Origin of the sequence: uncultured Ferrovibrio sp. (assembly GCF_937960835.1) — a bacterium.
Taxonomy (GTDB): Bacteria; Pseudomonadota; Alphaproteobacteria; order Ferrovibrionales; family Ferrovibrionaceae; genus Ferrovibrio.
Map to the genome: position 1 here is coordinate 1 of NZ_CALGPC010000018.1, position 13,068 is coordinate 13,068.

The 13,068-nt window shown below is 62.0% G+C and carries 13 protein-coding genes; 12 read left to right on the plus strand and 1 reads right to left on the minus strand.

Translation table 11 applies throughout. The annotated features are described in order from the left end of the window. Positions 1-72: 72 nt before the first annotated feature. Positions 73-1,389 (plus strand): PLP-dependent aminotransferase family protein, encoded by a 1,317-nt coding sequence (locus Q0603_RS17375; protein WP_298728062.1) that lies wholly within the window; start codon positions 73-75, stop codon positions 1,387-1,389. Here the strand turns inward: Q0603_RS17375 and Q0603_RS17380 are convergent. Continuing rightward, positions 1,362-2,036 (minus strand): pyridoxamine 5'-phosphate oxidase family protein, encoded by a 675-nt coding sequence (locus Q0603_RS17380; protein WP_298728064.1) that lies wholly within the window; start codon positions 2,034-2,036, stop codon positions 1,362-1,364. The two genes, Q0603_RS17375 and Q0603_RS17380, sit on opposite strands and share 28 nt — an antisense overlap. Positions 2,037-2,199: 163 nt before the next feature. On the opposite strand from Q0603_RS17380, the gene Q0603_RS17385 reads away from it, so the two are divergent. The 11 genes from Q0603_RS17385 to Q0603_RS17435 all read left to right on the plus strand — a co-directional run bounded on the left by Q0603_RS17385 (position 2,200) and on the right by Q0603_RS17435 (position 13,058). After that, positions 2,200-2,853 carry a LysE family transporter gene (locus Q0603_RS17385; protein ID WP_298728066.1) on the plus strand — a complete coding sequence of 218 codons (654 nt, stop codon included), beginning with the start codon at positions 2,200-2,202 and terminating at the stop codon, positions 2,851-2,853. After that, positions 2,850-3,806: a succinylglutamate desuccinylase/aspartoacylase family protein gene (locus tag Q0603_RS17390; RefSeq protein ID WP_298728068.1), complete on the plus strand. Its 957-nt coding sequence runs from the start codon at positions 2,850-2,852 to the stop codon at positions 3,804-3,806. Before Q0603_RS17385 ends, Q0603_RS17390 begins: the two co-directional genes overlap by 4 nt. 188 nt (positions 3,807-3,994) lie before the next feature. Then, positions 3,995-5,614 carry an ABC transporter substrate-binding protein gene (locus Q0603_RS17395; RefSeq protein WP_298728069.1) on the plus strand — a complete coding sequence of 540 codons (1,620 nt, stop codon included), beginning with the start codon at positions 3,995-3,997 and terminating at the stop codon, positions 5,612-5,614. A 62-nt stretch (positions 5,615-5,676) separates the two neighbouring features. Further along, on the plus strand, positions 5,677-6,663 hold the full coding sequence (locus Q0603_RS17400) for an ABC transporter permease (protein WP_298728070.1): 987 nt from the start codon (positions 5,677-5,679) through the stop codon (positions 6,661-6,663). Next, complete coding sequence (locus tag Q0603_RS17405) at positions 6,660-7,595, plus strand: ABC transporter permease (protein ID WP_298728072.1); 936 nt, start codon at positions 6,660-6,662, stop codon at positions 7,593-7,595. The genes Q0603_RS17400 and Q0603_RS17405 overlap by 4 nt, the downstream gene beginning before the upstream one ends. Positions 7,596-7,601: 6 nt before the next feature. Then, complete coding sequence (locus Q0603_RS17410; RefSeq protein ID WP_298728073.1) at positions 7,602-8,582, plus strand: ABC transporter ATP-binding protein; 981 nt, start codon at positions 7,602-7,604, stop codon at positions 8,580-8,582. Beyond that, a complete protein-coding gene (locus Q0603_RS17415) occupies positions 8,575-9,606 on the plus strand; it encodes an oligopeptide/dipeptide ABC transporter ATP-binding protein (protein WP_298728075.1) in 1,032 nt (343 codons plus the stop codon). Before Q0603_RS17410 ends, Q0603_RS17415 begins: the two co-directional genes overlap by 8 nt. 199 nt (positions 9,607-9,805) lie before the next feature. Next, complete coding sequence (locus Q0603_RS17420) at positions 9,806-10,642, plus strand: universal stress protein (protein WP_298728077.1); 837 nt, start codon at positions 9,806-9,808, stop codon at positions 10,640-10,642. A gap of 105 nt (positions 10,643-10,747) precedes the next feature. Next, the gene (locus Q0603_RS17425) at positions 10,748-11,584 is read left to right on the plus strand and encodes a universal stress protein (RefSeq protein ID WP_298728079.1); all 837 of its coding nucleotides are present in this window, start codon (positions 10,748-10,750) and stop codon (positions 11,582-11,584) included. A gap of 31 nt (positions 11,585-11,615) precedes the next feature. Next, positions 11,616-12,452, plus strand: coding sequence for a universal stress protein (locus Q0603_RS17430; RefSeq protein ID WP_298728081.1), 837 nt, complete (start codon positions 11,616-11,618; stop codon positions 12,450-12,452). Between the two features lie 60 nt (positions 12,453-12,512). Further along, positions 12,513-13,058, plus strand: coding sequence for a hydrolase (locus Q0603_RS17435; RefSeq protein ID WP_298728083.1), 546 nt, complete (start codon positions 12,513-12,515; stop codon positions 13,056-13,058). The last annotated feature ends 10 nt before the right edge of the window (positions 13,059-13,068 follow it).

Here is a 13,068-nt window from a genome sequence, read left to right on the forward strand (position 1 = left end):
CGACATCTCAGGCGTAATCTCGGATAGTTGCTCCGTCATCGGAATATTCCCACTGTTCAGTCAAGTACACAATTGGGGTCCAGCCGGGCGCTGGCCGTCGATCTGGGGCTGGCCCGAAATACGGTGGTCGCCGCCATCGACCGGCTGGTGGCGGAGGGCTATCTGGAGAGCCGGCGGGGGGCTGGCGTGTTCATCGCCTCCGACCTGCCCCCGGAGGGGAACCCGCAGCGTCAGGCCCATTCGCCGGGTCTGTCCCGGCGCGCCGGGGCCTTTCCAGCAGTACACGCAGAAGGTGTGCTCAAGACTGCACCGAGCCTGCTGGCCTTCGGCCAGCCTGCGCTCGATTTATTCCCCATAGAACTCTGGCGGCGTCTCTCGGCGCAGGTCTTGCGGCGGCAGCCGGAAGCGGCGCTCGGGCCGGGCGATGCCCGGGGCCTGCCCGAGCTGCGGGTCGCGCTGGCCCGGTATCTCGCGGAGACGCGGGGTGTGGTCTGCACCCCGGAGACCGTCGTGATCGTCTCCGGTGCCCAGCAGGCTTTGGACCTGATCGGCCGCCTGCTCCTCGATCCGGGTGATACCGCTGCCGTGGAGGATCCGGGCTATATCGGCGCCCGCGAGGCTCTGGCGGGTGTGGGCGCCCGGCTTCTGCCGGTTCCCGTCGATGACCAGGGTTTCGACCCGGCGGCGATTACGGCTGCGCCGACAACGCCGAAGCTTGCGATGCTCACGCCATCACACCAGTTCCCGCTCGGCATGACGCTGCCCTTGGCGCGTCGTCTGGCGCTTCTCAACGATGCACGGGAGCGGGGCTTCTGGATTGTGGAGGACGATTACGACTGCGAATTCCGTTACGGCAGCCCGCCCATCCAAGCCTTACAGGGGCTCGATGGTGGCTCCCGCGTGCTCTATGTCGGCACCTTCAGCAAGGCACTGTTTCCTGGCCTGCGGCTTGGCTATGTGGTGCTGCCGCCGGCGCTGGTGGGTGATTTCCTGAAGCTCAAGGCCACGGCCGATGGCTATGCGCCGGGATGGTCGCAAGCAGTGCTGGCCGCTTTCATCGCCGGCGGCCATATGGCTCAGCATGTCCGCCGGATGCGGACGTTGTATCGCCGCCGCCGCCTCGCGCTCCTGGAGGCGTTGGATCGCCATGCTGGCGGTCCGCTGCGGCCGCGGCGCTCGGAGGCTGGCTTGCATCTCGTCGCCGAATTCGTCGATGGGCGCGATGACAGAATGGCCGCCGAGAAGGCCGTCGCCGCCGGTATCGGCGCGGTTCCGTTGAGCCGTTACGCCATTGCGCGGCAGCTTAGCGGATTGCTGCTGGGGTTTGCCGCGACGCGGGAGGAGCAGATCGACCGCGCGGTTCAGCGTTTGGTCGCCGCCTTGAGATAGGCGGGAAGCGGCGTACCTGGCGCCAATTGCGGATCGGCCACCGGCTCGCCGAAGCCCTGTGCAAAGGGCTGAACGCCGGCCCAGACGGGAAGCGCCATATCCTCGGCATCGTCCTTGGGCGGACCGCTGCGGATCTTTGCCGCCGCTTCATCCAGCGGCAGGCGCAACACCATCGTCGCCTTGAATTCCTGCTTGTTCGGGCCGCGGATCTCCGCCCAGCGGCCGGGGGCCAGGCGCTCGGTGAAGGCCTCCAGAGCCTTAAGTTTGACCCCGTCCTCGACGCGCTCGAATGTCCCAAAGGCGACCACGGAGCGGTAATTCATGGAGTGGTGAAAAGCCGAGCGGGCAAGCACCAAGCCGTCCAGCAGCGTGACCGCGACGCAGGCCGGCGCGCCGGCGGTGAGGGCCATCATCATGCGGCTTTTGGTCGAGCCGTGGATGTAGAGGTGATTCTGCTCCCGCCAGTAGGCAGTTGGGATGACGACCGGATGGCCCTGATCCTGGAACGCGACATGGCAGACATAGCCGGCATCTAGGATGGCATGCACGGTTTCCCGGTCGTAATGGCCCCGGTCAGGGACTCGCTTGACCCGGATGCGTGGGCTTGGGGGACGGACGCGGGTAGGGGCGGAAGCAGCTTGAGGCATACAGGTGTTCTCCTTCGGTCGCTGCGAATACCGCGAATCCGGATCCCCAATAAGGGCCAGTATTTTGCAATGTTATGGAGCCAGAAAGGGAAGGGCATTGGTTTACGGGCCGGGGCCGCCATGCTACAGCCTGCCCCATCAGCGTGTTTGGAGTGAATAGACTGTGTTTGAAAGCCTGCTGATGCTGGGCAAGGGCGGTCTGGCGGGGTTCATCATCGCCGCGCCTGTGGGGCCGGTCGGCATTCTCTGTCTGCAGCGGACGCTCAGCCAGGGCCGCCTGAACGGGCTTATGGCCGGTTTGGGCGCCGCCGTCGCAGACGCATTCTATGGCTGCGTCGCGGCTTTCGGTCTCAGCCTCATTTCCCACTGGCTGCAGGAACACGAGCTGATGTTCCGCTGCGGCGGTGGCCTGTTCCTTTGCTTCATGGCGTGGAAGATGTTGCGCGCCGCCATACATCCGCCGCCACAGCAGACTTTAGAAGAGCCGATTCGTAACAGCGGCATCGTTGCGGGCTTCGTCTCCACCTTCTTTCTCACCGTCACCAATCCGATCACCATCGTCGCTTTTCTGGGCGTCTTTGCCTTTTTCGGCATCGGCGCTTTCGGCCTGTCCAACCAGATGGCGATCTGGCTGGTGCTCGGCGTATTCATTGGATCGTCGATTTGGTGGCTGTCGCTTGCCGTACTGGCCGGTGCCTTCCGGCATCGCCTGGGCCTGGGCGAGATGCGATGGGTCAATGGTTTTTCTGGGTTGCTGATGCTCGGCTTCGGCCTTTACGGCATCGGCAGTGTAATTTGGTTTTGGAGCCAGCAATGACAGCGCAGCATGGGGTTTTGCCGCCGATCGAATTGATGCCGAAGGATCTGTCGGCGTATCGCACCGGGAATCGGGGCGTGGACTATGTGCACACGTTCGATTCAGGCCGGCCAGGGCCGCATGTGATCGTGAATGCGCTCACCCATGGTAACGAATTCTGCGGCATGATTGCCGTGACCCATCTGCTTGAACGCGGCATCAAGCCGCTGCGCGGCAAGCTCACGCTCATCTTTGCCAATGTGGATGCCTACCATCGTTTCGATCCCAGCAAGCCGTTTGAATCGCGCTTTGTCGAGCGCGATTTCAACCGCGTGTGGGATAACGACACGCTCGAAGGACCAGATGCGACGGTCGATGTAAAACGCGCTCGTGCGCTGCGTCATATCTATGCTGAGGCCGATGCGCTGCTCGATCTGCATTCGACCTCCTATGCTGTGCCGCCGATGCTGATCCATGAGCCGCATGCGAAGATTGAGCCGCTGGCGCGTCATCTGCACTCGCCCTTACACCACGTCATCCTGCCCGGCGTGAAACATCCGGGCCGGCCGCTGATCCAGTATGGCGCCTTCGGCGACCCGCAGGCGACGCCGGTAGCCTTAGTAGTGGAATGCGGGCAGCATTTCGCACGTTCAAGTGGGGATATCGCCATTGCGGTGACCATGCGTTTCCTCGATTTCTTTGGCCTGATTCCCACCGATCTTGCAGCGCAATATCGCCCCGAAGCGGGGCAGCCCAAGCGCTACGAGGTGACGGATGTGCTGGTGGCGAAAACCGACAACTTCGTTTTTGCCGCGCCATTCGTGGGATTCGAGGAGCTTCCCGGCGACGCGTTGATCGCGACCGATGGCGGCGAGGAGATACGTGCCCCTGCGGAAGGCTGCACCATCATCATGCCGACGCGTCGCATCATGAAGGGGCGGGACGTGGTTTCCATCGCCCGCCGTCTGCAGTAGCGCCTGCCTTAACCGCAGGCATCAGGGTAGTTTTTTCACCACGACGTTTTTCGCATCAAGTGTAGACGGCCGCCCTGTGACAGCCCTATGATCCGGGCCAACGCCACGGCCCCTCACTGGGCTGCGGGTGGGATCTCGGTCCAGATCACAAATGGGCCAAACCAAATCGGGAGAAGGATTAGGGGACAATGCAACGAGGCACCTTTTTGAAGGCCACGCTTGTGGCGGCTGTTGCCGCCGTGGCGTTGCTCGGCGCTCAGCCGAGCTCCGCCAAGACGTTCAAGTGGGCAAATGACGGCGATGTGAACTCGCTCGACCCGTATGCCCGCAACGAGACGTTCCTGCTGAGCTTCAATGCCAATTTCTACGAGCCGTTGTTCCGGCGCAGCCGTGAGCTGAAGCTTGAGCCGGCGCTGGCTGTTAAGGTGGAAATGCCGAGCCCGACGCTGTGGCGCTGGACGCTGCGCCAGGGCGTGAAGTTCCACGACGGTTCGCCGTTCACCGCCGATGACGTAGTGTTCTCGTACAAGCGCGCCGTGGGCAAGGGCTCGAACGTTGCCGGTAACTTCACTTCGATAAAGGAAGTTCGTAAGGTCGACGACTTCACCGTTGAGATCGAGACCAAGTACCCTGATCCGCTGCTGAACGACAAGCTGGCGCAGATCGGCATCATGTCGAAGATTTGGGCGGAGAAGAACAACGCCCTTGAAACCGCGGACATGACGAAGAACGAAGAGAACTTCGCTACCCGCAACGCCAACGGCACCGGCCCCTTCATGCTGAAGGTCCGCGAGCCGGACGTGAAGACCGTGCTGGTCCCGAATCCGAACTGGTGGGACAAGCCCGAGCATAACCTGACCGAGGTCATCTTCCAGCGCGTCGCCAACGACGCCACCCGTGTCGCGGCTCTGCTGTCCGGTGAGATCGATATGATCTATACGGTCCCGCCGCAGGACGTGGAGCGCATCCGCAAGACCTCGGGCCGCCGCGTTCTGGAAGGCCCTGAGACCCGCATCGTGTTCCTGGGCTTCAACCAGCAGCTCGACGAGCTGCCGGACACCAGCGTGAAGGGCAAGAACCCCTTCAAGGACAAGCGGGTTCGTGAAGCGCTCTATCGTGCCATCGACATCGAGGCGATCAAGCGCACCGTGATGCGCGGCCAGGCTCGCCCGACCGCTCTGATGGTTGGCCAGGGCCTGAACGGCTATGATGCCCAGATGGACGTCCGTCCGAAGTATGATCCGGAACTGGCCAAGAAGCTGCTGGCCGAGGCCGGCTATCCGAACGGCTTCGAGACCCGCATGGACTGCCCGAACGATCGCTACATCAACGACGAAGCGATCTGCCAGGCCACCGTTGCGATGCTGGCCAAGATCGGCGTGAAGGTGAATCTGGTGGCGCAGACCCGCGCGAAGTACTTCGCGCAGATCCTGCGCACGGCCTCGGATATCGAGAAGTCGCCGCAGATCGCCCTCTACATGCTGGGCTGGTCGCCGGGCGCCACCTACGACGTGCATAACGTCTTCGAATCGCTGATCCAGACTCCGTCGGCGGCGACCAAGAAGGGCCTGTTCAATGCTGGCGGCTACTCGAACAAGCAGTTCGATGAGCTGGCCGACAAGATCGAGCAGGAGACCGATAAGGCGAAGCGCGATGCGATGATCAAGGAAGCCACCAAGATCTACGTGGACGACTTTGCCTATATCCCGCTGCACCAGCAGTTCGTTGTCTGGGCCGCGAAGGATAACGTTGATCTCCATCAGCCGGCGGACAACTACTTCCCGCTGCGTTTCGTCAAGATCAAGTAAGGCACCAGCGTCGATGCGCGGCCCGGCAATAGCCGGGCCGCCGTCTTCCCTCAGACTGTCCCATGATTGCGTTTATTGTTCGTCGTATGGTTCAGGCCGTGCTGGTCATGCTGGCCGTGGCCTTCATCGCCTTCACCATGTTCAATTTTGTAGGCGATCCGGTGGCCATAATGGCTGGCCAGGATCTGCCCGCTGAACAGCGTGTGGAGCTGCGCAAAACCCTTGGCCTCGATGATCCGACGCCAGTTCGCTTTGCGCGGTTCGTCGCCAATGCGGCGCAGGGCCAATTCGGCCTCAGCTATCGTACGACCGAACCGGTTGGCAGGATGATCCTCGATCGGCTGCCGGCAACGCTCGAATTAAGCCTCATCGCCGTCCTCGTCGCCCTCGTCATCGGCATTCCGATGGGCGTGTTCTCGGGGCTGTATCCGCATCACTGGATCAGTCGCGCGATGATGACTGTTTCATTGATCGGTATTTCTCTGCCGACCTTCCTGATTGGCATTCTCCTGATTCTGATTTTTGCCGTGATGCTCGGCTGGCTGCCGTCATTTGGACGGGGCGACACCGTGAAGATCGGCTTCTGGACCACCGGCTTTCTGACCGTTAGCGGCTGGAAGGCCATCATCCTGCCGTCGATCACGCTTGGCCTGTTTCAGATGACCCTGATCATGCGGCTGGTACGTTCTGAGATGCTTGAGGTGCTCCGCACCGACTACATCAAGTTCGCCCGTGCCCGAGGCCTGACCAATCGCGCCGTGCATTTCGGCCACGCGCTGAAAAATACCCTGGTTCCGGTCATCACCATCACCGGCCTGCAGCTCGGCTCCATCATCGCTTTCGCGATCATCACCGAGACGGTGTTCTCCTGGCCCGGCGTGGGCCTGCTGTTCTTGCAATCGGTGCAGGCCGTCGATATTCCCGTCATGGCTGCTTACCTCGTGTTGATTGGGTTGTTGTTCGTGCTGATCAATTTGATTGTCGACGTGCTTTATTTCGTGGTTGATCCGCGGCTGCGCTCGCAGGGCGCGAAGGCGGGTGCGAAATGATGTTGCCGTTTGCACGCGTCGTCGAATTCTGGCGCCAGACCACCGACAGCGACCTGTTCTGGAGCTTCAAGCGCTCCAAGCTGGTGATGGTGTCCGCCGTCATCACGGTTTTGTTTTTCATCATGGCTTTCGGCGCGCCTTACCTTGCGCCGCATAACCCCTTCGACCTGGCTTCGCTGGAACTGTCGGATGCCTTCAAGCCGCCGGCCTGGGAAGAGGGCGGGGAAATGAAGTACCTGCTCGGCACCGACGATCAGGGCCGCGATCTGCTTTCGACCATCATGTATGGCTCGCGCATTTCGCTCGTGGTCGGCTTCCTTTCGGTGATTTTTGCGATGGTTCTGGGTATTGGCCTGGGCCTGATCGCCGGTTATGTCGGCGGTCCGGTGGACGGCCTGATCATGCGCATCGCGGATGTCCAGTTGTCCTTCCCGGCCATCCTGATCGCCTTGCTGGTCGACGGCGTCAGCCGAGGCATCCTGGGCGAGGCGCGGCATTCCGACATCGCGGAAGCCGTGCTTGTGGTGGCCATCGGCCTCAGCTACTGGGTGCAGTATGCGCGAACGGTACGCGGCTCGGTGCTGGTCGAGAAGAACAAGGAATATGTCCAGGCCGCCCGGGTGATCGGCCTGCCGGGCCCGTTGATCGCGCTGCGCCATGTGTTGCCCAACGTCATGGGGCCGGTGCTGGTAATCGCGACCATCAACCTGGCGCTCGCCATCATTACCGAGGCGACCCTGAGCTTCCTGGGTGTCGGCCTGCCGCCGACCGAACCCTCGCTCGGTACCCTGATACGCATCGGCAATGATTTCTTGTTCTCGGGCGAGTGGTGGATCACCATATTCCCGGGAGTTGTGCTTGCCGCCCTTGTCCTGTCGGTCAATCTCCTTGGCGATTGGCTGCGAGACGCCCTGAATCCCAAGCTCCGGTGATCGCTCATGACCAGCCCGAAGCTTCTTGAAGTCCGTAATCTGCGTGTCGAGTTTCCGACCCGGCGCGGCACGCTGGTCGCGGTTGACGACGTCTCCCTCGATATTGCTGCCGGTGAAGTGCTTGGTGTGGTGGGCGAGTCCGGTGCCGGCAAGTCGATGACCGGCGCTGCCATCATCGGCCTGCTTGAGCCGCCCGGCCGTATCGCGGCGGGCGAGATCCGCCTGGAAGGGCGGCGCATCGACAATCTTCCGTATAATGAGATGCGCAAGATCCGCGGCCGTCAGATCGGCGCAATCTTCCAGGATCCTCTGACCAGCCTCAATCCGCTCTACAAGGTCGGGGACCAGCTCATCGAGACCATTCTGACCCATCTGCCGCTAACCCAGGCGCAGGCGCGGGATCGCGCGGTGAAGCTGCTCGAGGATGTCGGCATTCCGTCTGCTTCGGAGCGCATCAACCACTATCCACATCAGTTCTCCGGCGGCATGCGGCAGCGTGTCGTGATCGCGCTGGCGTTGGCGGCCGAGCCGAAGCTGATCATCGCTGACGAGCCAACGACGGCGCTCGACGTTTCGATCCAGGCGCAGATCATCACCTTGTTGAAGCGGCTGTGCCGCGAGCATGGCACGGCGGTGATGCTGGTCACCCATGATATGGGCGTGATCGCCGAAACGGCTGATCGTGTCGCTGTCATGTATGCCGGTCGTATCGCCGAAATCGGCCCTGTGCAGGATGTGATCAAGCGTCCACATCATCCCTATACCATCGGCCTGATGGGCGCGATTCCGACCATGACCCACAAGGTGGAGCGCCTGACGCAGATCGATGGCTCGATGCCGCGGCTGAATGCGATCCCGAAGGGCTGCGCTTTCAATCCGCGCTGCCCGAAGGCATTCGACCGTTGCTATCGAGATCGACCCGACCCGATGCCTGCCGGCAACAGCCTGGCTGCCTGCTGGCTGGTCGAGGAGAAGGCCCATGTCTGAGCAGACCGTTCCCATGCTGCGCGTCACCAATCTGAAGCGCGTCTTCGACGTTTCTCCGCCTTGGCTCAACCGTGTGCTCGAAGGCAAGGGGAAAAGCATCGTCCGCGCAGTGGATGGCGTCAGTTTCGAGATCAACAAGGGCGAGACCTTCAGCCTTGTCGGCGAGTCCGGTTGCGGCAAGTCCACCGTGGCGCGCCTGATCGTCGGCCTCTACGAGCCGTCGGAAGGCGAAATCAATTTCGAAGGCGTGAATATCGGTCCGGCTGCGGAGCGTGCCAAGCACCCTGAGATTCAGGGCCGCATGCAGATGATCTTCCAGGATCCTTATGCATCGCTCAATCCGCGCTGGCGCGTAGGTGACATCGTGGCTGAGCCGCTGCGTTTCCGTGGTCTGCTCAAGGACAAGAAGGCCATCGAGAAGCGGGTTGGCGAGCTGCTGACCCAGGTCGGCCTTTCGCCGCTGGATGCGCGGAAATACCCGCATGAGTTCTCCGGCGGCCAGCGTCAGCGCATTTCGATCGCCCGCGCCCTGGCGGGCGAGCCTGAATTCCTCGTTTGCGACGAGCCTACATCGGCGCTCGACGTTTCGGTGCAGGCGCAGATCCTCAATCTGATGAAGGATCTGCAGCGCAAGCTGAACCTGACTTACCTTTTTATCAGCCACAATCTGGCAGTGGTGTATCACGTCTCCGACAAGGTCGGTGTGATGTATCTCGGCCGTTTGGTTGAATGGGCGGATACGGAAACGCTGTTCAACCGTCCGCAGCATCCTTATACGCGCATGCTGCTGGATGCGATTCCGGATCTGGACATGACCGGGCGTTCGCGTACGCCGGTGGCCGGTGAAGTACCGAGCCCGCTCAACCCGCCGCCTGGTTGCAGCTTCCATCCCCGCTGTCCGCTGGCGAATGAGCGCTGCAAGCGCGAGGTACCGAAGACAATTCCGGTTCCTGGCGGTGCGGTGGCCTGCCACGCGGTGGAAGAGGGGCGGCTGCCGCCCTGGAAGGCTCAAGCCGCTGCCTAAGCTGAGCGATCACCTGGCCGGTGTTCGCCAGCCTTCCGGTCTTGTTTCATGGCCGGCAGATCCCTACATTTCTGATAAGGGCCATTTGGTCCTGTCGGTTGGTGCTGACCAGCCGTCATCGCCCATTGCGTAAGCCAAATAGAACATGGCCGCGTCGTCGGGGGACGTGGATGCGGCCGTCAACAAAGGAGGCCAGGCGATGAGTTTCCGGGATATCATCGTTCATCTGACGCTTGATCCGCGCAACGAGGCTCGGATCCAATTGGCTATTGCGATCGCGCGGCGCTTCGGCGCCCGCATCAGCGGACTCTATACGGTGCCGCCGCCCAATGTGCCTTACTACATGGGCGAATACATTCCGACTGAGCTGATCCAGAAGCAGATGGATGAAGCGCAGAAGGCTTCGGTCGGCGCTAAGGAAACGTTCCTGGCGACCTGCGCAGATGCCAATGTCGAGCACCGCTGGCTGGCCAGCGACATGGCACCGGTGGAGGCCTTGCGGCTCGCAGCCCGGGCCAGCGATCTCGTCATCGTCGGACAGCCGGATCCCAATCCCAGCGACCCGGCCGCCATTCCTTACGGAACCGATGTGCTTCCGCATGAACTGGCTCTGCAGGCGGGCCGGCCCGTGCTTGCAGTCCCGCATCAGGGAACATTCACTGAGATCGGGCGCAATGTGCTGATCGGCTGGAACGGCAAGCGTGAAGCGGCGCGTGCAGTGCATGATGCCATGCCGTTGTTGCGCGGTGCTGAGGCCGTGCACATCGTCGTCGTTGCGCCTGAGAAGAAAGGGCGTTCGCCATTGAGCGAAATCACCGAGCATTTGCAACGGCATGGATTGCGCATCCAGAGCACGGTGATCGATGGCGGCGGCCAGAAAGTCGGTCAGGTTCTCATGGCTGAGGCCCAGGCCAGGGGCGCCGATCTGGTGGTGATGGGCGCCTTCGGCCATTCTCGCTTGCGCGAGATGGTATTCGGCGGCGTGACCGAAACTGTCTTGTCGAACATGACGTTACCGGTTCTGCTCAGCAACTGAAAGCTCCGCTCGAAGATTGACCCAAGTCAATGCCGCAACAGTATCCTCCGGCAGGATGGTGTTGTCGCCATTCGGCAAACGGCAATCGGAGAAGCGAGGGCATAAATGAGCTATACCGATATTCTCGTTCACCTGACGGACGATCCGCGCAACGGTGCCAAGGCCGCTGCCGCTTTTCAGCTGGCGCAACGTTTCAACGCGCATGTGACGGCGCTGTATACGCTGCCTCCGCCGCAGCACCTGTATTACATGGGCGAATATGTGCCGCCCGAGCTTTTCCAGCGTCAGGCCGACGAGGCCCGCGCCGCTGCGGCCAAAGCCAAGGCTGAATTCGAAGCCGAAGCGCAGAAGCAGGGCATCATCGTCGATTGGCTCGAAAGCGAGCGTCTGCCGGTCGATGCCATCGAAACACAGGGGCGCGCCTTCGACCTGATCGTGCTGGGCCAGCCCGATCCCGATCCGAAAGACCCGGCGAAGGTGCCGGCTGGCGTCGACATCCTGCCGCATGAACTGGCATTGCGGGCCGGCCGTCCGATCCTCACCATTCCCTATGCCGGCCAGTATCCGGCCATCGGCAACCGCGTGATGGTCGCCTGGAATGGCAGCAAGGAAGCAACCCGCGCCGTGCACGACGCTTTGCCTTTCCTGAAGACGGCCAGCAAGGTGGTCGTGTTCGGAATCAACCCCGATAACAGCCGCGGCACGCCTGGCGCCGAAATGGCGCGCCATCTGGCCCGCCATGGCGTCAAGGTGGAAGTTGCCCATACCGTGGTCGAGGATATCGAACCGGGCGAGGCGCTGCTGTCGGCGGTCGCTGATCAAAGCGCCGATCTTCTCGTTATGGGCGCCTACGGTCATTCCCGTTTGCGTGAGATGGTGTTCGGCGGCGTAACCGAAACCGTCCTGAACAGCATGACGGTCCCCGTGCTTTTCGGTAACTGAGCTTCTCGATAACTGAATTGGATTGATACAGATGCCTTATCGGGACCTCGTTCTGCACCTTACGGTCGGCAATCCGGAGGGACTGCAAGTCGGCATTGACTATGCCGTTGCACTTGCGCGTCAGTCCGGAGCACATCTGACCGCGTTGTTCACGCGGCCGCGTTTGCCGCTGGCTTATCACTACATTCCCACCTCCGTCATCCAGGAGCATTCCAGAACGATGGAGCTTGAGGCTCAGGCCGGGCGCGAACGCTTTAACGAAGCCATCACTCGTGCCGATGTCGCAGGGGAATGGGTGGAGGTGCAGGGCGGATCGCTGGAGGCGATCCACTGCTATGGGCGCACCGCCGATCTGGTTCTGGTCAACCAGACGGCGGGTTGCAGCAACGATCCCATTCTCGGTCGCGAGTATGGCGCCGAGCTGCTGCGGCATGATGTGGCGATCGGCCTGGGGCGTCCGGTCCTTATGTTTCCCTGCACCCCGAAGCCGGACGCGTCGAGTGAGCGGATCCTGGTCGGCTGGAATGCCAGCAAGGAGGCCACCCGCGCCGTTCACGATGCCATGCCGCTGTTGCAGGCGGCGAAATCGGTGGATGTGCTCTGCGTGGGCAGGCCGGATGAGGCGGCAGCCAAAGGCGAGCGGCTGGTCAATCACCTGACGCGCCACGGCGTCACGGCGCAGCTGGTGTTGCGCTCCGGTGACGACGCTGCGGCGGGTGAAATCCTGCTGGCGGAAGCCGAGCGGCTGAATACCAATCTGATCGTCATGGGAGCCTACGGCCATGTCCGCTGGCGCGAGGTCGTCTTCGGCGGCGCAACAGAAACGATGCTGGAGAAAGCCCCGCTCCCGGTGTTGTTTAGCCACTAAGTTTACCCATCCCTAGGACTTGGCGCATGGCGGCGGCAGGCATTAAAGTCGCCATGTGCCATGACCTTGCTTTCTGCCCCTGATAGTCTCCTGCTGATTGTCGATATTCAGGAGCGGCTTCTGCCCGTGATGCAGGAGCCGGAGCGGGTGGTGCGCAATGCCGGGCTGCTCCTGGAAGCGGCAAAGCGACTGGGGATTCCAGTCCTTGTGACCGAGCAGTATCCCAAAGGTCTTGGCCCCACGGTGGCGCCGGTCAGTGAAGCGGCCGGTAGCGCCTTGGTTCGCGAAAAGCTGCATTTCTCTGCCTGGGCCGATCCGACGATCAGCGCGGATATCGAGGGCTTCGGCCGCCGACAGGTGGTGATCGCCGGGATCGAGGCGCATGTTTGCGTGCTTCAGACCGCGATTGATCTCGCGGCTGCCGGGCGCAATGTCTATGTCGTCGCCGATGCCACCTCCTCGCGCCGGCAGGAGAGTGCCGAACTGGCGCATCGCCGGCTGACGGCCGCAGGCATCACCTTGGTCAATACCGAGATGTGTCTGTTCGAATGGCTGGGCACAGCGACCCATGCTGAGTTCAAGGCGTTGTCGCGCCTGATCAAGTAAGTCTGAGGAA

Excerpts from the sequence above, each read along its gene's own strand:
- Q0603_RS17380 (WP_298728064.1), bottom strand. The coding sequence starts at position 2,036 with ATGCCTCAAGCTGCTTCCGCCCCTACCCGCGTCCGTCCCCCAAGCCCA.
- Q0603_RS17390 (WP_298728068.1), top strand. The coding sequence starts at position 2,850 with ATGACAGCGCAGCATGGGGTTTTGCCGCCGATCGAATTGATGCCGAAG.
- Q0603_RS17395 (WP_298728069.1), top strand. The coding sequence starts at position 3,995 with ATGCAACGAGGCACCTTTTTGAAGGCCACGCTTGTGGCGGCTGTTGCC.
- Q0603_RS17400 (WP_298728070.1), top strand. The coding sequence starts at position 5,677 with ATGATTGCGTTTATTGTTCGTCGTATGGTTCAGGCCGTGCTGGTCATG.
- Q0603_RS17405 (WP_298728072.1), top strand. The coding sequence starts at position 6,660 with ATGATGTTGCCGTTTGCACGCGTCGTCGAATTCTGGCGCCAGACCACC.
- Q0603_RS17410 (WP_298728073.1), top strand. The coding sequence starts at position 7,602 with ATGACCAGCCCGAAGCTTCTTGAAGTCCGTAATCTGCGTGTCGAGTTT.
- Q0603_RS17415 (WP_298728075.1), top strand. The coding sequence starts at position 8,575 with ATGTCTGAGCAGACCGTTCCCATGCTGCGCGTCACCAATCTGAAGCGC.
- Q0603_RS17420 (WP_298728077.1), top strand. The coding sequence starts at position 9,806 with ATGAGTTTCCGGGATATCATCGTTCATCTGACGCTTGATCCGCGCAAC.
- Q0603_RS17425 (WP_298728079.1), top strand. The coding sequence starts at position 10,748 with ATGAGCTATACCGATATTCTCGTTCACCTGACGGACGATCCGCGCAAC.
- Q0603_RS17430 (WP_298728081.1), top strand. The coding sequence starts at position 11,616 with ATGCCTTATCGGGACCTCGTTCTGCACCTTACGGTCGGCAATCCGGAG.
- Q0603_RS17435 (WP_298728083.1), top strand. The coding sequence starts at position 12,513 with ATGACCTTGCTTTCTGCCCCTGATAGTCTCCTGCTGATTGTCGATATT.